Annotated in this window: 21 protein-coding genes and 1 tRNA gene; 9 read left to right on the top strand and 13 right to left on the bottom strand. The window is 71.1% G+C overall.

The genetic code is table 11. The features are described from left to right. Positions 1-256 precede the first annotated feature (256 nt). Together ABKW28_RS19110 and tyrS are read right to left on the bottom strand one after the other, a co-directional pair. A complete protein-coding gene (locus tag ABKW28_RS19110) occupies positions 257-1,324 on the bottom strand; it encodes an alpha-hydroxy acid oxidase (RefSeq protein ID WP_348612476.1) in 1,068 nt (355 codons plus the stop codon). 1 nt (position 1,325) lies between these two features. Further along, positions 1,326-2,597 carry a tyrosine--tRNA ligase gene (tyrS, locus tag ABKW28_RS19105; RefSeq protein ID WP_348612474.1) on the bottom strand — a complete coding sequence of 424 codons (1,272 nt, stop codon included), beginning with the start codon at positions 2,595-2,597 and terminating at the stop codon, positions 1,326-1,328. A gap of 162 nt (positions 2,598-2,759) precedes the next feature. On the opposite strand from tyrS, the gene ABKW28_RS19100 reads away from it, so the two are divergent. Together ABKW28_RS19100 and ABKW28_RS19095 are read left to right on the top strand one after the other, a co-directional pair. Then, positions 2,760-4,199, top strand: coding sequence for a serine/threonine-protein kinase (locus ABKW28_RS19100; protein WP_348612472.1), 1,440 nt, complete (start codon positions 2,760-2,762; stop codon positions 4,197-4,199). Between the two features lie 48 nt (positions 4,200-4,247). Then, positions 4,248-7,493 (top strand): response regulator, encoded by a 3,246-nt coding sequence (locus ABKW28_RS19095; protein ID WP_348612470.1) that lies wholly within the window; start codon positions 4,248-4,250, stop codon positions 7,491-7,493. Between the two features lies 1 nt (position 7,494). On the opposite strand, the gene ABKW28_RS19090 is transcribed toward ABKW28_RS19095, so the two are convergent. Further along, the gene (locus tag ABKW28_RS19090) at positions 7,495-9,045 is read right to left on the bottom strand and encodes an LCP family protein (RefSeq protein ID WP_348612468.1); all 1,551 of its coding nucleotides are present in this window, start codon (positions 9,043-9,045) and stop codon (positions 7,495-7,497) included. A 106-nt stretch (positions 9,046-9,151) separates the two neighbouring features. Beyond that, complete coding sequence (locus tag ABKW28_RS19085; protein ID WP_348612466.1) at positions 9,152-9,772, bottom strand: hypothetical protein; 621 nt, start codon at positions 9,770-9,772, stop codon at positions 9,152-9,154. 79 nt (positions 9,773-9,851) lie between these two features. On the opposite strand from ABKW28_RS19085, the gene ABKW28_RS19080 reads away from it, so the two are divergent. After that, entirely contained in the window at positions 9,852-10,094 is a 243-nt protein-coding gene (locus ABKW28_RS19080) for a DUF3072 domain-containing protein (protein ID WP_348612464.1), read from the top strand. A 48-nt stretch (positions 10,095-10,142) separates the two neighbouring features. After that, positions 10,143-11,006 (top strand): formate/nitrite transporter family protein, encoded by an 864-nt coding sequence (locus ABKW28_RS19075; RefSeq protein WP_348612462.1) that lies wholly within the window; start codon positions 10,143-10,145, stop codon positions 11,004-11,006. Positions 11,007-11,063: 57 nt separating this feature from the next. Here ABKW28_RS19075 and ABKW28_RS19070 read toward each other — a convergent pair whose 3' ends face one another. The 3 genes from ABKW28_RS19070 to ABKW28_RS19060 form a co-directional block, all read right to left on the bottom strand. Then, positions 11,064-11,804, bottom strand: a complete 741-nt coding sequence (locus tag ABKW28_RS19070; RefSeq protein WP_348612460.1) for a GAF and ANTAR domain-containing protein — start codon at positions 11,802-11,804, stop codon at positions 11,064-11,066. Positions 11,805-11,875: 71 nt separating this feature from the next. Continuing rightward, positions 11,876-11,952: transfer RNA gene (locus ABKW28_RS19065), tRNA-Ile, on the bottom strand. A gap of 38 nt (positions 11,953-11,990) precedes the next feature. Next, positions 11,991-12,875 carry a mechanosensitive ion channel family protein gene (locus ABKW28_RS19060; RefSeq protein WP_348612458.1) on the bottom strand — a complete coding sequence of 295 codons (885 nt, stop codon included), beginning with the start codon at positions 12,873-12,875 and terminating at the stop codon, positions 11,991-11,993. A 66-nt stretch (positions 12,876-12,941) separates the two neighbouring features. Here ABKW28_RS19060 and ABKW28_RS19055 point away from each other — a divergent pair, with 66 nt between their 5' ends. Further along, a complete protein-coding gene (locus tag ABKW28_RS19055; RefSeq protein ID WP_348612456.1) occupies positions 12,942-13,712 on the top strand; it encodes a PIG-L deacetylase family protein in 771 nt (256 codons plus the stop codon). A 250-nt stretch (positions 13,713-13,962) separates the two neighbouring features. Next, positions 13,963-15,189: a site-specific integrase gene (locus ABKW28_RS19050; RefSeq protein WP_348612450.1), complete on the top strand. Its 1,227-nt coding sequence runs from the start codon at positions 13,963-13,965 to the stop codon at positions 15,187-15,189. A 30-nt stretch (positions 15,190-15,219) separates the two neighbouring features. On the opposite strand, the gene ABKW28_RS19045 is transcribed toward ABKW28_RS19050, so the two are convergent. The 6 genes from ABKW28_RS19045 to ABKW28_RS19020 all read right to left on the bottom strand — a co-directional run bounded on the left by ABKW28_RS19045 (position 15,220) and on the right by ABKW28_RS19020 (position 20,487). Next, positions 15,220-15,915: a DUF6036 family nucleotidyltransferase gene (locus tag ABKW28_RS19045; RefSeq protein WP_348612448.1), complete on the bottom strand. Its 696-nt coding sequence runs from the start codon at positions 15,913-15,915 to the stop codon at positions 15,220-15,222. After that, positions 15,912-16,499: a helix-turn-helix transcriptional regulator gene (locus ABKW28_RS19040; protein ID WP_348612478.1), complete on the bottom strand. Its 588-nt coding sequence runs from the start codon at positions 16,497-16,499 to the stop codon at positions 15,912-15,914. Before ABKW28_RS19040 ends, ABKW28_RS19045 begins: the two co-directional genes overlap by 4 nt. A 50-nt stretch (positions 16,500-16,549) precedes the next feature. Further along, positions 16,550-16,747 carry a helix-turn-helix domain-containing protein gene (locus ABKW28_RS19035; RefSeq protein WP_348612446.1) on the bottom strand — a complete coding sequence of 66 codons (198 nt, stop codon included), beginning with the start codon at positions 16,745-16,747 and terminating at the stop codon, positions 16,550-16,552. Continuing rightward, the gene (locus ABKW28_RS19030) at positions 16,740-16,979 is read right to left on the bottom strand and encodes a hypothetical protein (protein ID WP_348612444.1); all 240 of its coding nucleotides are present in this window, start codon (positions 16,977-16,979) and stop codon (positions 16,740-16,742) included. Before ABKW28_RS19030 ends, ABKW28_RS19035 begins: the two co-directional genes overlap by 8 nt. A 173-nt stretch (positions 16,980-17,152) precedes the next feature. Continuing rightward, positions 17,153-19,801 carry a MobF family relaxase gene (gene mobF / locus ABKW28_RS19025; RefSeq protein ID WP_348612442.1) on the bottom strand — a complete coding sequence of 883 codons (2,649 nt, stop codon included), beginning with the start codon at positions 19,799-19,801 and terminating at the stop codon, positions 17,153-17,155. A gap of 407 nt (positions 19,802-20,208) precedes the next feature. Further along, entirely contained in the window at positions 20,209-20,487 is a 279-nt protein-coding gene (locus ABKW28_RS19020; RefSeq protein WP_348612440.1) for a hypothetical protein, read from the bottom strand. Between the two features lie 552 nt (positions 20,488-21,039). On the opposite strand from ABKW28_RS19020, the gene ABKW28_RS19015 reads away from it, so the two are divergent. From ABKW28_RS19015 to ABKW28_RS19005, 3 genes are all read left to right on the top strand, one after another. Continuing rightward, complete coding sequence (locus ABKW28_RS19015; protein WP_348612438.1) at positions 21,040-21,393, top strand: GntR family transcriptional regulator; 354 nt, start codon at positions 21,040-21,042, stop codon at positions 21,391-21,393. Then, complete coding sequence (locus ABKW28_RS19010) at positions 21,390-21,854, top strand: hypothetical protein (RefSeq protein WP_348612436.1); 465 nt, start codon at positions 21,390-21,392, stop codon at positions 21,852-21,854. The genes ABKW28_RS19015 and ABKW28_RS19010 overlap by 4 nt, the downstream gene beginning before the upstream one ends. A gap of 780 nt (positions 21,855-22,634) precedes the next feature. Continuing rightward, positions 22,635-23,546: a tyrosine-type recombinase/integrase gene (locus tag ABKW28_RS19005; protein ID WP_348612434.1), complete on the top strand. Its 912-nt coding sequence runs from the start codon at positions 22,635-22,637 to the stop codon at positions 23,544-23,546. Positions 23,547-23,642: the final 96 nt, after the last annotated feature.

Raw genomic sequence — 23,642 nt, 5'->3', positions numbered from 1 at the left:
TCGACTATGACACACTGTTGAGTTCTCAAGAATCAGACGCACACCGTCCCAGCACCTCTCGGCACCAGCGGCGGGGCTCTGCGCTCCGCAGCGCGGCGGACCGCGATGTGGAGCTGTGGTCGTCCTGGGGCCGGGAGCCCGGCCAGACCGGCCTTGCTCCCCGCCGCTCCCTGGCGACATGGAAAACATTAGGCGAACGGCTGCCACACGACAAATCGAGTGGGGGTGACCCGGAGCACATCGGTATTTGTGCAGGTCAGACGGGGTGTGGGCCCTCGTCCGCGTCATCGGCCAGCAGGTCCCGGGTGTCCGCGGGCGTGCGGCAGCCGGCCAGGCGCAGGGCCTCCACGGTCTCGATGAGGAGGGCGGCGTGCCAACGGGCCACCCCGGCCTCCCCCTCGACCAGGGCGTGCAGGACGGGCCGGCCCACGAAGACGGCGTCGGCACCGGCCGCGAGCGCGGTCACGACGTCGAGCCCGCTGCGCACTCCCCCGTCGACGTAGACCTCGGCGTCGGCGCCGACGGCGCGGCGCACCTCGGGCAGGGCTGCCGCGGTGCTCAGGCTGCGGTCGAGCTGTCGGCCGCCGTGCGTCGACACCCACACTCCGGCGGCGCCGGCCTGCACGCACCGCCGCGCGTCGTCGCCGCGCAGCACGCCCTTGACCACGACGGGCAGCCCGGTGCGCTCACGCAGCCAGTCGATGTCGTGGGGACCGAGGTCGAGCGCCTTCTCGGAGCCGGTCTGGTCGTCGTAGCCCGGGTCGAAGTTGACCCGGGTCCAGGCCGGGTCGGCCAGGTCCCAGATGAGTGCCTCCGAGGGGTGCCACGTCGCCACCACGGGGGTGTCGACCGTCAGGACGACGGCCGCCGCACCGGCAGCGACCGCCCGGTCCAGCAAGGGACCGGCCAGGGTGCGGTCGGAGGGCAGGTAGACCTGCAACCACCAGGTGACCCCGGTCGCGGCGATGTCGTCGAACGTGCTGCCGGCGTTGCTCGAGACCACCATGACCGCGCCGGCCGCCGCCGAGGCCCGCGCGGTGGCCAGCTCGCCGTCGGGGTGCACGGCCCGCTGCAGGGAGGTCGGGGCCACACCCCAGGGCACCCGGCTGGAGCAGCCGAGCAGCTCGACCGAGGGGTCGACGGAGGTGACGTCGCGCAGCACGTGCGGTCGCAGGCGCAGCCGGCCCCAGCCCGCCGCGGCCTCGCCGGCGGTGACGCCGGCGCCGGCGCCGTGCTCGACGTACTCGCGCAGCGGCAGGGGCATCGACCCCGCCGCGCGGGCACCGAGCCCGCTCAACCAGCTGCCGCCGCGCGCGTCGCCCACCTCAGACGACCTCGACGCCCTTGAAGCTCTTCTTGCCCTTGCGCAGCACCAGCCAGGTGCCGCCGAGCAGGTCGTCGGCGCCCGGCACCCGGTCGGGGTCCTCCACACGCACGTTGTTGAGGTAGGCACCGCCTTCCCCCACCGTGCGCCGGGCGTCGCCCTTGCTCTTGGCCAGCCCGGTCTCGACGAGCAGGTCGACGACCGAGGGCAGCCCGCCCGCCGACTCCAGACGCAGCACCCCCGTCTCGCGCAGTGCCGCGCCCAGGGTGTCGGGGCTCAGCTCGGCCATGTCCCCGCCGCCGAACAGCGCGGCGGAGGCCGCCTGGATGCGGGCCGTCTCCTGGGCCCCGTGCACCAGCGTGGTCACCTCCTCGGCCAGCGCCTTCTGGCCCGCGCGCAGGAACGGCTTCTCGGCGTGCGCGGCCTCGAGCTCCTCGATCCGCGCCCGGTCGAGGAAGGTGAACAACCGCAGCAGCTCGCCGACCTTCTCGTCCTCGACGTTGAGCCAGAACTGGTAGAAGGCGTAGGGCGAGAGCATCTCGGGGTCCAGCCACAGTGCGCCGCCCTCGCTCTTGCCGTACTTGGTGCCGTCGGCCCGGGTCACCAGCGGGGTGACGAAGGCGTGCACCCGCTCCCCGTCGGCGCGACGCACCAGCTCGACGCCGCCGGTGATGTTGCCCCACTGGTCGGAGCCGCCGAGCTGGAGGGAGACGCCGTGCTCGCGGTGCAGGTGCAGGTAGTCCATCGACTGCAGCAGGATGTAGGAGAACTCGGTGTAGCTGATGCCGTCGTCGAGCCGGTTGCGCACCACGTCGCGGGCCAGCATCCGGTTGACCGGGAAGTGCTTGCCGATGTCGCGCAGGAAGTCGATCGCGGAGACGCCGGCGGTCCAGTCGAGGTTGTTGACCATGGTGGCGGCGTTCTCGCCCTCGAAGGACAGGAACGGCTCCACCTGGTGGCGGATGCGCTCGACCCACTCGGCCACGGTCTCGAGCGTGTTGAGCGTGCGCTCGCCGGAGTCGCGGGGGTCGCCGATCATGCCGGTCGAGCCGCCGACGAGCACGAACGGCGTGTGGCCGGCGCGCTGCAGGCGCATCGCCGTGACGATCTGCAGCAGGTTGCCCATGTGCAGGCTCGGCGCGGTGGGGTCGAAGCCGACGTAGTAGCGGACGCTGCCCTCCACGAGCGCGGCGCGCAGCGCGTCGCGGTCCGTCGAGTGGGCGACGAGGCCGCGCCACTCGAGGTCGTCGAGGAGGGTGGGGTCGATGCTCACGTCTGGTGCCTTCTCCGCTACGGGGCGCGGACAACGCAGTCCGCCGGACGACGCCAAGCCTGCCTCATCGTCGATCGGGACGCCCACCGGGTTCACGACCGGTCGGCGCGGGGGCGTCGCTGCCCGACGCCCTATCCTCGTGCGCATGGAGGTCGAGCAGGCGTGATCGCGGGCAGGTACACGCTCGAGCGGGAGATCGGGCGCGGCGGGATGGGCGCGGTGTGGCTCGGCCGCGACGAGATGCTCGGCCGGCCGGTGGCCCTCAAGCGCCTCGGCGCCGTCCCCGGCCAGGACCCCGACGACCGCGAGCGCGCCGAGCGGGCCGAGCGCGAGGCCCGGCTGGCCGCGCGGTTGAGCCACCCCCACGTCGTGGCCGTCTACGACCTCGTCGAGGAGGACGGCCAGCAGTACCTGGTGATGGAGCACGTCGACGGCACCAACCTCTCGGGCTACCTGCGCGCCGAGGGGCCCCTGTCCCCCGACCGGGCCGCGCAGCTGCTGGGGCAGGCGGCCGAGGCGCTCGCCGCCGCCCACGAGGCCGGGATCGTGCACCGCGACGTCAAGCCGTCCAACATGCTGGTCACCGCCGACGGCCAGGTGAAGCTCTCCGACTTCGGCATCGCCCGCGCCGAGACCGACCCGTCCCTGACCCAGACCGGGCTGGTGACCGGGTCGCCCGCCTACCTGGCCCCCGAGGTCGCCTCGGGAGCCACGGCCACGGCACGCAGCGACGTGTGGTCGCTGGGCGCGTCGCTCTTCCACGCCCTGGCCGGCCACCCGCCGTACGAGGTGAGCGACAACGTGCTCGGGGCGCTCTACCGCATCGTGCACGAGGAGCCCCCGCGCGTCGACGAGCCGGGATGGCTCGGGCCGCTGCTGCGGGCCACGATGTGCCGCGATCCCGAGCAGCGCTGGGACATGGCCACCGTGCGCGACGTGCTGCAGCAGGGCCCGGGGGCCGCCGAGCCCCTCCCTGCGCTGCCGACCGGTGACGACACCCGGTCGATGGAGGAGATCGCCCCCCTCAACACCGGGGTGCAGCCCACGGTCATCCCCGCGCCGTCCTCCGCGTCGCCGGCGAGCGCCGGTGGCGCGTCGCAGCGCCGTCGACGGGGAGCGCTGGCGCCGGTGGTGCTGGGTGCCGCGGTGCTGGTCGTGCTCGTGGTCATCGCCTTCGCCGTCGGCCAGGGACGCGACCCCGGCGACGAGGCACCCACCGCTGCGGGGACGAGCCCGGGACCGACCTCGAGCAGTCCGACCGAGGGACCCTCGCCGACCCAGGGCCCCACCGCCGAGGACATCGAGGAGTTCGCCGCCGACTACGTGCGCACCGCCGCGGCCGACCCGGACGCCGGCTACGCGATGCTCACCCCCGCCTACCAGCGCGAGAGCGGCCGGCTGCGGGGCTACACCGGCTTCTGGGGCAGCGTGCGCGAGGTCAGCGACTTCACGATGGAGGCTGCCGACCCCGGGGCCGGGACGGCCACCTACACCTACACCTACACCCGTGCCGGCTCGGGCACCGTGACCGAGACCATCGAGCTCACCCTGCAGGAGCAGCCGGACGGCGGGTTCCTCATCTCCGGCGCGCGCCGGATCTGACAGCGCGGCAGGCCCCGAGGCCCTATCGTGGAGCGTGGCGGAGGTGTGATGACGGCAGGTGGGATGTACCGCGACATCGTCGAGCGCTCGCCGGACGGCATCTGGGTCATCGACCTGACCGGGCGCACCATCTACGCCAACCCGGCCATGGCGCGCCTGTACGGCGTGCCGCACGACCGCATGCAGCACGTCCCCATGCAGGACAGCCTCGACGAGGTCGGCCGCCCGCAGCTCGAGGCGCACCTCGCCCGGGTGCGAGAGGGACACGTCAACCACGACGCCGTCGAGGTGCAGCTCGTGCGCCACGACGGCGGCGTCACCTGGGTGCTGGTGCGCGAGTGCCCCGTGCTCGACGAGGAGGGCCGGCCCACCGCGCTGCAGCTGACCTTCAGCGACTACGACGACCGGCGCGCGGCGGCGCTGGCCCACGAGGAGAGCCGGCAGCGCCTCGAGGAGACCCAGGAGATCGCCCGCATCGGAGCCTGGACCTGGGACCTCACCGCGGGCGCGATCATCGGGTCGGAGCAGATCGACCGGCTCTTCGGGGTCGACACCACCACGGAGGCCTGGACCCTGGAGCGCTTCGTCGAGAAGGTCCATCCCGACGACCGCGACCTGGTGCGCCAGCTGGTGGCCGGCAGCCTCGCCGACGGCAGCGTGCTGGACGTCACCGTGCAGGTCCTGGCCAACGAGAAGTGGCGGTGGGCCCGCGCTCGCGGCGTGCTGCAGCCCGACCCCCACCACCCGCGCATGGTCGGCACGCTGCAGGACGTCACGGAGACCAAGCAGACCGAGCTCGCGCTGGCCGACCAGGCGTCCCAGAACACCCTGATGCAGACCGTGGCGACGGCCGCCAACGACGCCGAGACCCTCGACAGCCTGCTGCGCCAGGCCCGCGACCTGGTCCTGCTGCACGACGACTGGTCGCGTGCGCGGGCGTTCACGGTCGATGCCGAGGGAGTGCTGCAGCCCCTGTACGTCGACCCCCGCAGCGCGGCCGAGGACGACGCCGACCCCGCCACGGCCGGCGCCGAGCTGGCGCTGGCCCGCTCGGTGCTGACGGCGAGGGAGGCCCGCTGGGACGAGGCACGTCTGACGATCGCCTTCCCCGTCATGGTGCTCGACGAGGTCCGGGCGGTGCTGACCCTCACCTCCGACCCGCCGCTCTACCGCCACGCCATGATCGAGCAGATGGTGGCGCACGTGGCCGAGCAGATGGGCCGGGTGGCCTGGCGCGAGCAGGTGCACCAGGAGCTGGCCGAGGCACGTGACCAGGCGATGGACGCCTCGCGGCAGAAGTCGGAGTTCCTGGCGACCATGAGCCACGAGATCCGCACCCCCCTCAACGGGGTGATCGGCCTCAACGACCTGCTGCTGCGCACCACGCTCACCGGTGAGCAGCAGCGCCTCGCGGCGGGCGTGCAGGTCGCCAGCCGGGCGCTGCTGGGAGTCATCAACGACATCCTCGACTTCTCCAAGATCGAGGCCGGTCGTCTCGAGCTCGAGGTCCTCGACTTCGAGGTGCGCCCCGTCCTCGACCAGGTCGTCGGGGTGCTCGCGGCTCAGGCACGCGCCAAGGGCATCGAGCTGGCGCTCTCGTGCGCGGCCGAGGTGCCCCGGGTGCTGGCCGGCGACCCCACCCGCCTCGCCCAGGTGCTGACCAACCTCGTCTCCAACGCCGTCAAGTTCACCGACCACGGGCGGGTCGACGTCGCGGCCGGCGCGCGCCCCGCCCCCGACGCCGGCACCACCCTGGTCGTCTCCGTCACCGACACCGGCATCGGAGTGCCCCCGGAGAAGGTCGCCGGCCTCTTCGACCCCTTCACCCAGGCCGACGCCTCCACCACGCGCGTCTACGGCGGCACCGGCCTCGGGCTGGCGATCTCCCACGAGATCGTCCAGGCCCTGGGCGGGACCCTGGCCCACCGGCCCAACCCCGGCGGCGGCGCCGTCTTCACCGCGGAGGTCCCGCTGGCCCTGCCGTCCGGCGACGTGGTCGACGTCGCCGACGAGCAGGCACGCTCGCTGCTCGCCGGACGCCGCGTGCTCGTCGTCGACGACAACCCGGCCAACCGGATGATCCTGGTCGAGCAGCTCGGCTGGTGGGGCCTCGAGGTCGACGTCACGACCTCGGTCGACGAGGCGCTGGCCGCCGTCGCCCGCAACGACCGGGAGGCCGGCGAGGATCGCTCGGCGGCGTACGCCGCGGTGCTGCTCGACATGGCGATGCCTCAGCGCGACGGCCTCGACCTGGCCCGCACGCTGCGGGCCGACCCCGCCCACGGCACGACCGTGCTGCTGATGCTCACCTCGATGACCCACCTGGACGACGCCGAGGTGCGCAGCGCCGGGCTCGACGACTACCTGGTCAAGCCGGTGCCCGCGGGCGTGCTGCGCAGCACGCTGGTCAAGCACCTGTCGAGCGCGACGACGCTCGCCGCGTCCGCGGCTCCGGCTCGTCGTGCGCACCGCGTGCTGGTGGTCGAGGACAACCCCGTCAACCAGATGGTCGCCGCCGGGCTCCTGGAGCACCTGGGCTACGACCACGCGACCGTCGACGACGGGCGGGCCGCTGTCGAGTGGGTGGCCTGCGGCGGTTGGGACGCGGTGCTGATGGACGTGCAGATGCCGGTGCTCGACGGGTACGCCGCGACGCGCGCCATCCGGGCCGCGGAGGCGGCCGCCGGCTCGGCCCGGCTGCCGGTCATCGCCATGACCGCGGCGGCCGTGGAGGGTGAGCGCGAGCGCTGTGCCGAGGCCGGCATGGACGACTACCTGACCAAGCCCGTCGACCCCGCCGCCCTCACCGAGACCCTGGCCCGGTGGCTCGACGCCCCGGGGCCCCCTGCCGGTCCCGACGACGGGCCCGAACCCCACCACGAGGAGACACCCATGACCGAGCCTGTCCCGCCCACGGACGACCCGGCCCTGGCCGGTCTCGACCTCGACCGGCTCGAGATGCTGCGCGAGCTCGACGAGGACAACACCGACTACCTCGACCGCGCCATCGCGAACTTCGAGCGCAACTGCGCCGAGGCGATGGCAGCGATGAGCGCGGCCGTCGACGCCGGCGACGCCGACGCGTTGCGCCAGGTCTCGCACAAGCTGGCCGGCGGCGCGCTCAACCTCGGCGTCGTCTACGCGGGCGAGGCGGTGCGCCGGCTGGAGGCCGTGGCCGACACCGGGTCGGTGGCCGGCGCCGCCGACCTGCTGCCCTCCACCCAGGAGGCGCTCGCCCGAGGCCGGGGAGCGCTGTCGGTCTACCAGGAGTGGTACCGCTCGCTCGGCGGCTGAGTCAGCCCGTCCCCGGCGCCGACGAGTCGGCGCCGGCGTCCACGACGTCGGCGTCCTCCCCGGTCCAGGCGCACGAGCCCTCGGTGCCGCGGGCACGGTCGGGATCGGCCTTGCGCACCGCGCGCTCGGGCGGGTCGATGGCACGCGCCACCATTGCCCGCACGTGCTCGTAGTCGGGGTCGGCGGAGGAGAAGCGCTCCGAGGGCCTGAAGACCACGGAGCGGACCTTCGCGTCCTTCATCCGCAGGCCCAGCCCGACCAGCTCCGGCAGCAGCTCGCGCGGGATGTCCGTGGTCACGATGTCCATGCCGGCCTCGGCCAGACCGGTGTAGCGGCGCAGCAGCGTCATCGGGTCGGCCGCCTCGATGATCGCGTCGACCGCGCAGCGCTGGCGCTCCATGCGCCGGTAGTCGTCGGAGCCGTAGCGGCCCCGGGCGAACCACAGCGCGTGGAAGCCGTCGAGGTGCTGGTCGGGGCCCGGCTCGATCCAGGCCGTGGGCTCGATGCCGGCGTCGGTGTTGCCGTTGATGGCCACCGGCTCGTTGACGTCGACGGTGATGCCGCCGATCGCGTCGACCACCTGCTCGAAGCCGCGCAGGTTGACCAGCACGTAGTAGTCGACGTCGATCCCGAGCGAGCCGGCCACCGCGAGCTTCAGCGCGTCGGCGCCCTCGTCGGCCCCCTCGGCGGCGCTGGCGCCGAGCACGCCCGGGTGCAGCAGCGGGACCTGTCCGTAGACGGCGTTGAGCATGTACGCCGCCGGGTCGCCCTCGCCGGTGAACCCGTCGGGGTAGAGGTCGTGCAGCGCGCTGCCCTCGGGGAACTGGGCGCGCATCAGGTTGCGCGGCAGCGAGAACAGCACGGTCTTGCCCGTCGCGGTCTCGATGCTCGCCAGGATCAGGCTGTCGGTGCGCACCCCGGCGCGCGAGTCGGATCCGTCGCCGCCGAGCAGCAGCACGTTGACCCGGTCCCGCCCGCCCCACGGGTCGGCCTCGGTGACGTCGCGCGGGATCGTGGCGCTGAGCGGCGCCTCCTCGAAGACGGTCTCGACGAGGTCGGCCTGCACCGTGGCGTAGCGCGCGGCCAGCCCCAGGGGCGCGCCGACGACCACGACCAGCAGCAGCACGAACAGGTTGCCGACCACGGTGGCCGCTCGCGTGCGGCGTGCCGGTCGGGCGTGGTGGTAGGTCAGCCACACGGCGCCGGCCCAGAGCACCAGCGCGAGCACGGCGGCCGCGGCGAAGGTCTTGAGCCGCGTGGGATCCATGGCCAGGTCGACGAGGGTGCGCAGGTCGGCGACCCGGCTGGCCGTCCCCGCGGCGTACGCCGTGGCCAGCAGGAAGGGCACCAGGACCAGGAGCCCGAGCAGCCGGCGGCCGGTCCACACCAGGCCCGAGCCGGGCACCACGGCGCCCATCAGGGTCACCCCGATGGTGCCGCGGAGGCCTGCGGCCCGGCGTCGCTGCCGGAGCCGGCGCCGGCGGCCACGGCGGGGCGCGGGAGGCGGGCCGGGGTGCTCCGGCGCGGTGGAGCCGTGAGGCGGCTCGGCCATGACGACCTCGCAGGCTGGGGAAGCGGGTGCTCGGAAGGTAACAGCCCGACGCCCGCGCGTCGGGGACCTCGGCTCCCCCGCGCTCGAGGCTTTGCCGTGGTCGGGGTCAGTCCCCCGCCAGGCGTCCTCTCGCGACGTCGCGGTGCAGCGCCAGGTCGGCGGCATAGGTCTGCTCGACGAGGTCGCGCGTGGCCGCGGAGGTCTCGTGGGCCCGGTCGGGCGAGACGTTGCGCTGGCGCAGCTCGGTCTTGCGCGCCTTCTTGGGCCCCAGGCACGCGCGCAGCCAGGCGAGGCACTCGTCGAGGTCCTCGTAGCGGTAGAGCCGGTCGACGCCCGGCGTGCCGTCGGCGCGGTTGACGTAGCTGGACTGCGAGGGCAGCTCGATCTCGCCGGCGGCGACCCGGCCGACGAACTCGTCGAAGCTCATGTCGCCGGTGTACGTCGAGGTGCCGACGATGCCGGGCCGGGAGCGGTAGCGCCACCACGACGACATCCACGACACCGGGTCGCGCACCAGCGCGCAGGTCTCGTAGTCGGCACGGGCGTACCCGTGCTGGTCGAGCAGCGGCGCGATGTCGCGCTCGAACCCCTCCGCGCCGACGTGCTTGAGCGAGTGCGGCCCCGAGGTGACCAGCTGGGCGTGCCGGGCGAAGGCCGCCTCGAGGGCGGTGGAGCCCGACTTGGGCACGGCGAGGACGACGAAGCCGTACTTGGGCGCGGCGATCATGGCCCCAGTCTGCCGCCTGCCGGCCGCTCACCCCACAGGGGCCTTGGGGTCGGTGCGTGAGGTGGGTAGCGTCGTGGACATGGAATCGAACGCACGTGCGAACACCGACCAGCCCGACGTCCTGGGTGCCGAGGCGCCCGACCCCACCGCGACCGAGAAGGACCCGCAGGACTGGGTCAGCGGCGACGAGCCCGCCACCGGCGCGCAGAAGAGCTACCTCGACACCCTGGCCCGCGAGGCGGGCGAGACCATCGACGCCGACCTGACCAAGGCCGAGGCCTCCGAGCACATCGACCGGTTGCAGGGTGAGAGCCGCGGCTGAGCGGCGCGGCACCCGTCAGCGGCGGTGGCGCGGGCCGAGGATCAGGCCATGAGCGAGCACACGGACGGAGGCCGCGACCACGCCGAGGACTCCCCCCGCGACCAGGGCCGGACCGACGGCCCGCTGGAGGACGAGCTCGAGAGCGCCATCGACCGCCAGCTCGACGAGGGCGTGCAGCGGATGGGTCGGGGCGTCGTCACCACCGGGGTCACCGGGTTCTTCGGCGGCTCCGAGGTCGCCTTCGGGGTCCTGGCGATGCTGGCGGTCTACCACGAGACCGGCAGCCACCTGCTCGCCGGCATCGCGTTCTCGCTGGGCTTCGTGGCGCTGCTGCTGGCCCGCTCGGAGCTCTTCACCGAGGGCTTCCTGATCCCCGTGGTCACGGTGGCGGCGCGCCGCGCCCGGGTGCGCTCGCTGCTGCGGCTGTGGGGCCTGACCTTGATCGGCAACCTGCTCGGCGGCTGGGTCATCATGTGGCTGGTCGTGCAGGCCTTCCCGGCCTACCACGCCGACCTGGTCACCTCGGCCACGCACTTCGTCGAGGCCGGGCTGTCGCTCGAGACCTTCTCGCTGGCCGTCCTGGCCGGCGCCGCGATCACACTGCTCACCCGCATGCAGCAGGGCACCGACGACATGGCGGCCAAGATCATCGCCGCGATCGCCATCGGCTTCCTGATCGCAGGCCTGCAGATGTTCCACTCCGTCCTCGACTCCCTGCTGGCCTTCGGGGCCCTGCACACCGGCGACGCCGGTTTCGGGTACGTCGACTGGGCGCGGTGGTTCTCCTGGACCGTGCTGGGCAACATGGTCGGCGGCCTGGGCCTGGTCACGATGCTGCGGCTGGTGCGCAGCCGCGACCGCGTCCTGGAGGAGCGACGGGTCTCGAGCCAGGACCGACCAAACCAGGGCTGACCGACCAGGGTGACCCAACCGGGGATGGGCGAGCCAGCAGGTCTGCGGCCCGCCCGCTCAGCCGACCTCGGGCGGACCACCCTCGCCGCCCGGGTCGCCGCCTGAGACGGCGCGGACCAGTGCCTGCGCCAGGACCCGCACCGGCACCCCGGCACGCAGCGCGGCATCGTGCAGCACCGCCTCGGCGTCGTCGACGCCCACGCCCAGGTGGGCGGCGAGCATGCCCGTCGCCTGCGCGAGCACCGCGGCGTCCTTGAGCACGCCGGGCGCGCGCTGGGCCTCCTCGCGGGTGCGGAAGGACAGGTCGGCGTTGGTGACCGCGCTGGGCGCCCAGCCACCCAGCACCTCGGCCAAGGCGTCGTGCTGGTCGTCGAAGGCCGCGCGGGAGGCTGCGTAGAGGTTGGCGGTGCCGACCACCGAGCCGTCCTCGAGGAGCGGCATGGTCAGGCTGCTGCGCACCGCCGTCGCGGCCGAGAGCTCGGCGAAGGCCTGCCAGGCCGTCTCGTCGAGCACGTCGATGTCGCGGACGTCGGTGCGCTCCCCGACCTCGATCGCCTGCACGCAGGGACCGCCCAACGCGTACTGCACGGCGTCGAGGAGGGCGATCTCGTCGTCGGTGGCGACCAGGGTCAGCACCGCCCCGTGGCGTCGCCACGCGATCGACATCCCGACGCAGTCGGGCACCAGCTCGCGCACCCTCGTGGCCAGGTCCTGCAGGCTGGCGCGTAGGTCGTCGCCCTCGGGATGCTCGGTCGCGAGCTCGTCGAGGGCAGCCTTGGTCTCCTGGATCGGCTCCACAGGAGGAGTCCACCAACCTCCCGAGGGCGTCTCTACACCCTGGTGGGCTAGGTCCCCCACGTACCGGCCGTTGGTAGGGCGGGTGGGGCTCGAACCCACGACCCAAGGATTATGAGTCCTCTGCTCTGACCGACTGAGCTACCGCCCCTCGCCGACGTACCCTAGCCAGCCGCCCGCGGGCGTCTGCTAGGCGGGGCGAGCCCGCACGCCGCCGCCCGGCGTCACCTCGGCCTCCCCCGAGATGGCGGCGCGCAGGCTCGGCGTGGCCTGGAGGACGACGATGTCGGCCGGCATCTCGATGCCCGCCTCGTCCAGCGCCGCCTTGACCGCACGGGTCGCCGCATCCACCGCCAGCACCACGTCGTGCTGGTCGGGCCCGCACCAGAACCGCGCCTCGATGTCGACGGTGGAGACGCCGAGCCGGGTCACGACCGCCTCGGGCGCAGGAGTGTCGTCGAGGAGGGGAAGTCCCTCGCCGAGGGCGGCGCGGATGACCCGGCATGCCTCCGCGGGGTCGTTCTCGTAGGCGATGCCGACCACGACCGAGATCCGCCGGCTCGCGAAGTGCGTGCTCACCGTGATGACCGCCTTGTAGACGTCGCGGTTGGGGACCAGCACGAGCTGCCCGTCGAAGGTCTTGAGCCGGGTCTCCCGGATGGTGATCGCCTGGACGGTCCCCGAGACCTCGCCCACCGTGATCTGGTCGCCGGACCTGAAGGGCTGGCGCAGGACCAGGAGCAGCCCGGAGAGCAGGTTCTCCAGGATGTCCTGGAAGGCGAACCCGGCCGCCACCGAGAAGAAGCCCAGACCCGCCAGCATGTTGACCGGCTCCACCGAGGGGAAGACGACCACGATCGCTGCCATCACGGCCAGGAAGAGCAGCACCCAGCCCGCGAGCTTGCTCATCACGGCGGCGAAGCTCGGAGTGTGCCGAGGCGCCAGCAGCCGGTGCAGCATCCAGCGCAGGCCCCGCGAGAGCAGGTAGCCGACGACGACGACGACCACGGCGAGCAGCACCCGCGGCCCCGCGCTGGCGAGCGAGTCGAGCAGGTCGGCGACCTTGGTTCCCATGCGCGGCAGGGTAGCCGCGCGCCGTGGGGGGTGCGCGGCGGCGAGCGGCGTGCCACGCTCGGGAGCATGTCGCCACAGCCCGAGACACCGCAGCCCCTGGAGCCCCTCGACGAGACCTGGCAGCGTCTGCTCTGCGTGGTCGCGCACCCCGACGACCTGGAGTTCGGTGCCGCGGCAGCGGTCGCCCGCTGGACCGGGCAGGGCAAGGACGTGGCCTACTGCATGGTCACCAGCGGCGAGGCCGGCATCGACGGCCTGCACCCCGACGAGGTCCGGCCGCTGCGCGAGCAGGAGCAGGTCGACAGCGCCGGGGTCGTGGGGGTCGACACCGTGGAGTTCCTCGGCCTGCCCGACGGCATCCTCGAGTACGGCGTCCCGCTGCGCCGCGTGATAGCCGAGGTGGTGCGCCGGCACCGGCCCGACGTCGTGCTCACCGGCAACTTCCGCGAGACCTGGGGCGGTCGCAACCTCAACCAGGCCGACCACATCGCCGTCGGCCGCGCCGTCGTCGACGCCGTGCGTGACGCCGGCAACCGCTGGGTCTTCCCCGAGCAGCTCACCGGCGAGCGCTCGGTCGGCACCCTGGAGCCGTGGGGCGGGGTCCGGGAGGTGTGGGCCTTCGGCTCACCGCAGGCCACGCACGCGGTCGACACCACCGACACCTTCCGGGCCGGCGTCGCCTCGCTCGAGGCGCACCGGGCCTACATCGACGGGCTGGGCTGGCAGGACTTCGACGCCGCCGAGTTCCTCGAGGGCGGAGCCCGCGCCGCCGGTCAGCGGCTCGGCACCGCCATGGCCGCACCGTTCGAGGTCTTCCCGATGGGCTGGGGCGAGTAGCCGGAGAACGCCCCGAGAACACCGAAGGGCCCGCCGCGACGATGTCGCGTGCGGGCCCTTCGGTCTCTGCTCCCCCGGTTGGACTCGAACCACTATTTGGCACTGTTGGACCGAAGTGGACAGCTGAGCCCAGAAGTGGCCTCTGACCTGCGTAAATGGCACTCGGGCGATGCAATCCAACAGGTCACAGTTGGACGCGCAATGCCGTACGATCCGATGCACGAACGATGCAAGATGCAAGGGATCTCGGATGACAAAACAAGGTTCTCGACGGCGGTTCGGGCAGATCAGCAAGATGCGCTCCGGCCGTTGGCAGGCGCGCTTCGTCGTTCCACTCGGCCATCCGTCTGGGCGCGGCGGGCATGTCATCAAGGCCCCTCACACGTTCGAGTCGAACACCTACGGCCGCGAGGCCGCCGGCGATTGGCTCCGCGCCGAGGAGTTGCGACTGAACGCCGAGGGCGCTTCGTGGCGAACGCTGTCTGAGCACGCCGAGGACGAGCGGATACGCGCTGCGACAAAGAAGGTTCCAACCTTCGGCGAGTACGCCGAGGTCTGGCTGCGCGCCCGAAAGGTGAAGGGGCAGCCGCTGCAGGAGTCCACCAAGCGCGGCTACCTGATCTGGCTGCGCAAGTACCTGCTCCCGACGTTCGGCGAGATGCCGCTGCACTCAATCACTGCGGCTGACGTGGTGCGCTGGTACGAAGGACTCCCCCACGACAAGGGCAAGACCGTGCGCGAGTGCTACGCGCTGGCCAAAGCGATCCTGAAGTCTGCGACTGCCGCGGATGGCGTGCTCCCTGGCGCCGTCAACCCGTTCGCCATCGATGGCGCCGGCAGCATCGGGAAGCGGTCAGACAAGCGCACCGAGGTGATCGAGGACGCCGACCTGGCGCTGATTCTCGCGACGATCCGCCCGGAATGGCGTGCCATGGTCGCTCTGGCGCTCGGCTGCGGGCTTCGGTTCGGGGAGATCGTCGCTCTCCGCCGCTCGGACGTTGACCTTCACGCGAAGCCATCCGTCGTGCGTGTCCGACGCGCAGTCAGTACTGGTCCGGGTGGCAAGCGCTACGAGAAGGGCCCGAAGTCACGCGCCGGGATCCGCGACCAGCGCATCCCAGACAGCGTCGGCATCGTCCTGAGAGAGCATCTACGGACCTATGTCACCGGGCGCGACGGACTGCTCTTCCCGGGGCCGTCCGGCGACTGGCTCCAGCCCACGCGATTTCGGGACCTTTCCGGTGGGTGGCGCGATGTGCGCGCGGCCGTCGGCCGCCCGATCAACTTCCACGACCTCCGGGCGACTGGTGCGACCCGGCTGGCACAGAACGGAGCGCATGTCGCCGAGGTGCAAGTCTTCCTCGGCGATTCGTCGTCCCAGGCCGCTGAGCGCTACGTACGAGCGACGCAGAGCCGGATGGACGATCTGACTGCGGTAACTTTCGCGGGACTCGACTTCGGGACCAGGGGGGGATGAGGCCACGGCGCTAGACGTGGCCGCGAGGGGTCAGCCGATGCCTGGCCCGGATGGCGGTCGCTCTTGGCCAACTTGGGCGGCGCGCGCACGGCGCTCGCTGCGCCGTACGCGATCGACGTCTGCGTCCGGATCGGATGCCCCGGTCTCAACAACGTCCTGGGCCTGGTCGCTGCGCTTGGACAGCCTTTCGCCGAGCGCTTCGAGCAGCCTGGTCGCCCGGTCCTTGGCCACGGGGTGCAACGTCGTGTGCTCGAGGCGCGCTTGGGTGATCCGAATGTCGACCAACCCGGCCGCAGCCAACTCGGTAACGAACCGAATGTCCTTCTCGCGGAAGGCGGCGAGCTTGGCGACAACCAGGTCGTGCCGTTCCAAGAACGAGGCGAGCACCCCTGGCCCGTTCGATCCGGCCGGAACGGGCTGGGTGATCAGCCGGTCGCGCCAGCCAACGGGGAGGGTGGCTGTCTCGACGTGGATTCCCTCTGCGTAGAAGCCGTGTACCTGGTGGAAGTTGGAGTCCTCGCCGATCGCGCCGGTTACAAGGTCGGCCTTCGCCCGGTCCGGGTCGTCAAGGAACGCGACATCGGCCTCCATAGACATGGTCGCGGCCTCCGGCAGCACAGCCTCCTCGTAAGTGCCGAGGATCGCCTGCGATCCCATGACCAGGGGGCGATCATCGACCAGCTGGCTGGCTGCTCTGAGCACGTCGGCGAGCTGCTCGCGGTTCATCGCCCCACCCTGGTCTCGGCCGCTGGCGCGCCGGCCGACGTTTGACGCTGCTCCCAGTAGCTGCGGAAGGACGCCAACGCCTGCTCGCGCTGCTCCTGAGTGAGCACGCCGGCGAAGGGGGCATTCTGGCGAAGATCCTCCGCCTCCTCGCTGTGCCCGGTGAGCGTTGCGACGATCGACTCGACCCCCTCGTCGAGAATCGCGCTCCACCGCTCCAGCGCCGCCAGGATCGACGGCCTGCCGGCGTGGATCTCGCGCCACCGCGTGATGTTGTCCCGCGCGATTGCCAGCACCCGGTCGGGGTCGCGGGTCAGCTCGCCCACAACGAGGCGGCTCAGCCACAGCGAGCGCTGCTTCTCGCGTCGCTCCCCTCCCCCGGTCTCCGATGACCGGAGCTCGAGGTGCAGCTCGGCCCCCAGCCCAGCAAGCACCCGAGCCAGGGTCCTCACGCCTGGATCGGTCTGCCCGGATTCGATGCGCGAGAGCATCGGTTGCGGGATGCCGCACAAGCGCGCCGCAGCGCGTTGGCTGATACCCAGCCCCGTGCGGCGTGCCCTGACGAGGGCGCCTGCGTTCTGGACCATGTTGCTCACGGACTCATGATATGCGATTAGGTATCGCATTGCGAGGGCCGTCACTGCGGCACTGAGGGGATCTGGCGGGGCGCGGCCTCCAGGTCTACGAGCTTGATTCGGATGGCCCGCTTGCCGCAGCGGTAGGCCGGGAGGGTGCCGGCTGCAATCCAGCGCCGGATGGTCTTGACTGAGACCGACATGGCCTCGGCTGCCTCTTCGAGGCTCAGGTAGACCGGGATGGAGCGTCGCTCAGCCATCGGAGCGCACCTCCGCCCGCGTGATGGTGGCTGAGGCGAGGAAGCGTCGGGCCTCGGCGACGGTGATGTAGAGCCGGCCGACTCCTTGGAAGCGGGTCCAGCGTGGGCCGACGCCCCGCCGGCGCCAGTCGCGGACGGTGCGCTGCGGGGTGCGGATGAGCTCGCAGAACTCCTCGAACAGGATCAGGTTGTTGTCATCCCAGTCGTCCGGGATGCCGATGGGTGTCACCATCACTTCGCCTCTCGCCGTGGCCGCCGACGGATTCGACGACTCCTACCTGGAGAAGCAACCTCGCGCTCAGCGGATCCGACACCTGATGGCCGCTGCTGTCGAGACCCGAGCCTCTCCTGGTCACCTATGTCATCCGGGCCGCTCCGGGCGATCACTCGACGCGATGAAGTTGGTCAGCGGCGGATCCCGCGCGAGCCCGGTGCGGGAGTAGGCAGCGGTTGAGGTGGCCGACGCGGTCGGTCGCGCAGCACCGCAGCCTGGAGTCCCGCGGCGGGCGGCTGCGCGTTCGGTCCGTACCGGTCGATGTCGTCGGCGGCTCTCTGGGCGGCGTTGCTGGGGCCGAGGTCGGCGCGGTCGCGGTTGAAGACGTCGACCCATTGGCTGCGGGCGTCGTCGATGGACTCGGCGACGAGGTGGGCGACGTTGCGGTGGCGGCCGCGGGTCATGCCGACGTACGCCGAGGCGGCGCCGGTGGCCTCTCCGAGTGCGAGGTGAGCGGTGTCGACGGTCTCTCCCTGGGCTCCGTAGGCGGTGGTGGTGAAGGCGAGTTCGACGTGATCGTTGACGTACGCGGCAGGCAGGGTTCGTCGGCCGGCGCGACCGGTGACGAGAAGGCTGCCGTCATCGCCGATCCCGGCCACGGTCCAGGTGTCGCGGTTGGCCACTGCGAGGTCGCGGTCGTTGCGTCGAGTGGCGACCCGGTCGCCGAGACCGATCGGCTCACCACGACGCGTGGTGAGTTCACCAGACTGCTCACCAACGAAGTGGCGGCGGTCGCGGATGGCTGCGTTGAGTGCTCTGACTTGGTCGCGGGTGTCGGTGATGACGAGCTGGTCGCCGTCGGCGTCGATCGCGGCCAGGGCTGCGGTGCGTTCGACCTCGCTGGCATGGACGACGACCTCGCCGCGCTCGAGGAGGTCGTCGAAGACCTCACCAGCACGTTCGCCGGTCCGCATGAGCAGGCTGAGGTCGGCGTACGCGGGGTCGCTGAACCGGTGGACCGAGTCGAGCTCGTGGTGTGCTTCGGGTTGCACCCAGCGTGCGGCGAGGTCGAGGACACCGCCTCGGCCGACGGCCGGCAGCTGGTGACGGTCGCCGAGGAGCGCGACGACTGCGTGTGCTCGGTCGGCGATGGCGAGCAGTGCGCGGGCGGTGTCCTGTTCGAGCATGCCGGCCTCATCGACGAGGAGGACGTCGCCGGGGAGCAGTCGAGCGCGGGCGGCGGGTGCGGCGTCGGTCTGCGACCAATGGCCGTCCTCGTCCCACCGGTAGCCGTGCTGGTGGACGAGCCAGGCGGCGGAGAAGGCGTCGGTGCCGACCTGCTGTTGCGCTGCTTGGGCGGCCTTGAGCGTGGGTGTGACGACCACGAGCCTGCGGTCGGCGTCGTCGAGTACGTCGCGCGCGGCGGCCATGGTGGTGGTCTTGCCGGTGCCGGCGGCGCCTTCGATCACGAGTAGACCGGCGTCGCCGGCGATGGCCGCGACCACTTGCCGTTGGGCGGGGTCGAGGTGGTCGATGCCGCGGAGTCGGACCGCGTCAGTGACCGGCCGAGCGGAGCGGGTAGCGATGCTGTCGACCAGGTCGGCTTCGACGGCGAGGACATGTTCGGATGTCAGGCTGCGGACGTGCTGCGGGACGTCGTCTCGTTCCAGCAGGGGCACGCACCGTGACCTGGCACGCTCTGCGATGTCCTCGACCAGCTCGTGCCGCACGGGTCGTTCGGCGACCACGCCGACGGAGGCGATTAGTCGTTCGGCCTCGCCGCGGATGTCGGCTGCGTTCCATGCCGACCGCTTGGCGCCGAGTCGGGTGAGCACGAGGTCGGCGGCGACGTCGCGGTTGAGCCGACCGATCTGGAGGCCTGGCTCTGGCGCGCGGCTGGTTGGTGGAGTGAAGCCGAGGTCGCGCAGTTCGCTGTTCCATGCGGCGACAAGGTCGACGCCGCCCTGGGGCACAACCTTGTCGGGCCGCGCGTCCGCCCATGCACGTCGGTCCCAGGTACGGCGCAGTCGCGGGCCGGGTTCCTGGTCGGGGTGCTCGGCTCGCCAGGCGGCCTCGTAGCGGTCGGCGTTGCGGGTGATCTGGGCAGCGCGCTGGCTGAACCCGCCGGCGTACGGGACGAGCTGACCGATCTCGCCGTCGTCGTCGAGGCTGTAGCCGCGGCCCGCGAGCGCGGTCCGGAACTCGGGGTCGCACATCACCGCGGCGTGACCGATCCCGTTGAGCGCCTCGATGCTGTCGACGACGCCGACCGAGTGCAGTCCACGCCACCCGCCGTGTGCGAAGACGCGTGCGTTGATCTGCACGTGGAGGTGACGGTGCGGGTCGCCGGCTCGCGAGGTGTAGTGACGTACGACGGCTGCCTCAACCATTTCCACTGGCACCTGCACCTGACGGCCGCGCGGACCGACCCGGGTGGTGGCGTGCTCGGCCACCCAGCCGATCACCTCGCTCGCGGCCCGATCCATCGCCGAGTCGTACGCCGCCGCGATGTCGGGATGGAGCGCGGCGGCGAGCGACCAGGACTTCGGCCCGTTGACGACGACCTCGACGAACCGCAGCGCGCGTGCGTCGTCGCGCAGGCGCCCCTTGGCAGCGCCGGTCAGCACGTCGTACCCGCCGACCCAGCGCTCGTACGTCGGGCCGTCGAGGTCACCGACGCGCTGCACAGCTCCGGGGCCGGCGAGGTAGTGCTCGGCCAGGCCGCTGCCCTCGGCCAGGTAGTAGTCGTCCGCGCGTGAGTGGTCGGCCTCGACGTAGGAGCGCGCGGCAGCCGCAGAGCCGCGGTAGAACTTCACTCCACCGTGCATCGGCCTCGTCACCGCCCGTCAGTACTCGTCACCTAGCCTCGAAACGACGCTCGGCCCACCCCGAGGGGCGGACCGATCTACGGACCTTCGTAGCATGCGTGCCGCTCGATTTAGAAGGCCTCGAGGCGCGTGCGGCGGTGCGGATTCTGGGTCCGTCACTGGTCGTCAGTCGAGCTGTCCTGCTGTAGGAGATGTCGAGGACGTTGGGCGGTTTGGATTGATCGACATGATCGACATGGCGTGATCAATCGTGGCTGTCCTCGGGCCAAGCCTGGCGTGCCGGATGACGGACCATCGCGGGACTCTCGTCCGGACGGGTGTTCTGGGACGGGCAGGCTCTCGCAGGGCTACTGACCTTCATCGGTCCCGCGACCGGTTCCTGTTACGGGAAGCGCACGGATCTGCCGATGAGCGGATGCCTACTTCCGCGTGATGTGGCCCTCGGGGTCAGTGATGACCAGGCCAAAGCCTGAGCCAGCCTCGTTCGCGGGCACTCGCTCGACGGTCAGACGCGCCGGGGGCTCAACAGTCAGCCCGTCCGACCGCAGGTAGTCACTGATGCCGATTCGCTCGAAGTGCTCCAGCGCTTCATTCGCAGACCGGATGGCGTCAGCCTTATCGGTGGCGCGGCCGGTTGTTGCGTCCTGCAAACCATCGGGTCGGACAAACGTCACCCGAAAGTACGCGTCCTGTGACATGGCCCTGAGCCTGCCACGAAGTGCACGCTTCATGCCGCTCTGGGCTCCGTCAGGTGGGCTCAAGGGATGATGGGGCGATGGACGTTCAAGCACAGGTGCACCTTCTGGCAAGCGATGACGGAGGTCTTAGGGAGCCGATGCCGTCTCCCTGTCAGTCGCTCCTCTTCCGACTAGATGCGTCGGCGGTGGACCTCGGGGTGCGAGTGACCACAGAGTCCGGTCGCCCGCTCGCACCCGGACGGACCGAGGATGTAGTGCTGGTGTTCTGGGCCGGGAATCCAGAGGTCGACCGAGTGCAGCCCGGTGCGCAGTTCACGTTGCGATACCCCAGCCGCGTGGTCGCCAGCGGCGAGGTCACGGAGGGTGCGTGAGTGCCCGCTCATGCCGCGTAGCCTGCGCTCGAAGACGCACGCTCATGCCGCCAAGCGGTCGGTTGTGCCTGCTGTCCGGTCATGCCGATGAGCGAGCAACGACGAGCAAGGAGCAATGCGGGCAGACCTGTCGACACACGCGTCGTGGACTTGAGGGGTTAGTGCTAGTACTATTAGTACTATGCAGTGGACCGTCGATCATTCCTCACCGCAGCGTCTCCAGGACCAGGTAGCTGCTTGCGTCGTGCGCGGAGTGCACGACGGCGAGCTGTCGGTGGGCGAACAGCTGCCTCCCGCGGCCGAGCTGGCCGAGGCGCTGTCGGTCGACCGCAACACGGTGCTGGCGGCCTACCGGCAGCTCCGCGTCGCAGGGGTCCTCGAGTTTCGTCGCGGACGGGGCGCCCGTGTTGCCTCGACTGCAGACGCGGCTGACCTGGCCCCTGTCCGCCGGGCCGTCCAGGCGGCTGTCGACCTCGCCCGAAGTTATGGACTCGACTCGTCCGACGTCATCACCCTCGTCAAGGAGCTCTCATGACCACGACTGTTTACACCGGACGAGCGACCAACTGGACCAGCGTGGTCGTGAGCGGACTCCTGCTCGTACCTCTCATAGGCATCGCCACCGCCAGTGACCCTGTGTTCACGACCGGCCTGACGGTCATCTTGCTCGCGCTCGCGGGGCTTCTCGCTGAGGTCGTGACCGCGTCCGATGTCCGCGCCTCCTGCGGCTCCCACGGCGTGAGCATCTACTGGGGGATCCTCGGCTGGCCACGCGCGAGGTACTCGCTGAGCGAGATCCGAGAAGTCTCCGTCGTGGAGATTCCGTGGTGGGCCGTGAGCTACGGATTCTGGTGGACCCCTTCTCGGACCGTGTGCACGGTGCGCTCCGGCCCCGCGCTCCGGTTGCAGTTGATCAACGGTCGCACGGTGACTGTCACGGTTCCCGACGCCCACGCTGCCCTCGCTGCCCTCCGCTCTCACCACGACGCCGAGTAGCGAGAGCGCCGTCGTCCCATTGGTGAAGAGGTAGGGCCTCAGTCAGCACGACCGGATCTGCCGCTTTGAGGGCGGCTACGCTCCGTGCGAGCGCGCACTGCCGCACGCGGTCTCGCTCGCGATCGACTGCCCAGAGGAGCCTTACGATTGGGCGCTTCGCCCGGGGGATGTCGAGATCCGTTTCCGTCCGCGGGGGCCGTACGACGTCAGCGGCCTTGAAGTAGTTGTCGAGATCCGGTCGAAGTGGTTTCCCAGCCGGGACGAGACGCGGCAAGAGAGATGCGACCAGCTCCGTGACGCGGTAGTCGAAGTGGCCGCGACGCCCAGCGTGGGGGTCTACCTATCTCTACCGATCGCGGCTTGGTCGCAGGGCGAGTAGACCGGTCGTGCGCCGCGCGTCGGGTTAGTAGCCTCGCTGGTATGTCCAGCAAGTCGGAGCGGCGGGCGGCGGTCGAGGTGGTTGCGGAGTATCACGAGGGGCGGTTGGCCGAGCTCCTCCAGCGGTAGGCGACGGCGTTGACCGCTTTCGTGCAGGGGAGCTCGATGCCTTCGAGGTCGACCAGGTCATCTTTCAGTACAGCCGTGCTGCGAAGGAGCTGTGGAAGTTCTGCAACATCTCCGACGCCGAGTTCAGCGCCAGCATGATTCGTGACGGCGGCCGTCGACTGGTGGGAGCGGGGTGCGCCGAGGCACCGATGACGCGCGTGTCGATGAGGATGGAGGACCGGCACCGGAGTTGGCCGCCTTGACGTCGGGTTCCGCGGGTGACGCAGTGGGGAGATGAACACTGCCCAACTCCTCCTGCCTGGCGACGACGCCAGAGCAACGCTTCGCATCGCTGTCGCGGCCTATCTCGCGCGGTTCAAAGGCCAGTCCCGGGTCCACACCGAGTCAGATCTGCGTTCCTTCCTCACCTGGTGCGGCCGGCAGGGTCTTGATCCTTTGGTGGCTCAGCGTCCCCATATTGAGCTGTTCCTCCGCTGGATGCAGGAGATCGGCCGCTACAAACCATCCACTGTCTCGCGTCGGCTCTCGGTCGTCGCCGGCTTCTACCGCACCTGCGTCATCGACGGACTCCTTGAGCACTCGCCCGCGGAGTATGTCCGCCGTCCCCGAGTCTCTGCCGAGTCCCCGACGCTCGGTCTCAGCCACCTCCAACTCGAGGCGATGCTCACCGCGGGCAGGAAGTCCTCGAATGTCAATGACTTCGCCCTGGTGACCATGCTGGGTCTGCTCGGGCTGCGCATCTTCGAAGCAACCGGCGCCAACATCGAGGCCCTCGAGGAGGTGCACGGACACCGCGTGCTGCGAGTCCTGGGCAAGGGCGACAAGATTGCGCTGGTCCCGTTGCCACCTGCCGTGGGGCGCGCGATCGAACGAGCGGTCGACGGTCGGTTCGGTGGCCCGATCCTGAGGAGCCGTACCGGTAGCCGGATGGATCGACACTGCGCCACCCGCAGACTCCGTGCCCTCGCCGCGGCCGCCGGTGTCTCAACCGCCCGGATGCACCCGCACATGCTCCGCCACACGTTCGTCACCACGATGCTCGACGCCGGGGTGGACCTTCGGGACGTCCAGATCGCCGCCCGGCACGCCGACCCGAGGACGACCATGCGATACGACCGAGCTCGCAAGAACCTGGACAGGCATCCCAACTACGTCCTGGCCGCGTACATGGCCTCAGGAACCTGAGCGCTCGCTTGTGAACTCAACGCGGCAGATGAGCGCGCGCTGACGCGCACGCTACGCGGCAGATGAGCGCGCGCTGACGCGCACGCTACGCGGCAG

It is taken from the genome of Nocardioides sp. 31GB23, from assembly GCF_040012395.1.
Taxonomy (GTDB): Bacteria; Actinomycetota; Actinomycetes; order Propionibacteriales; family Nocardioidaceae; genus Nocardioides; species Nocardioides salarius.
This window is presented reverse-complemented; position numbering and strand designations above follow the sequence as displayed.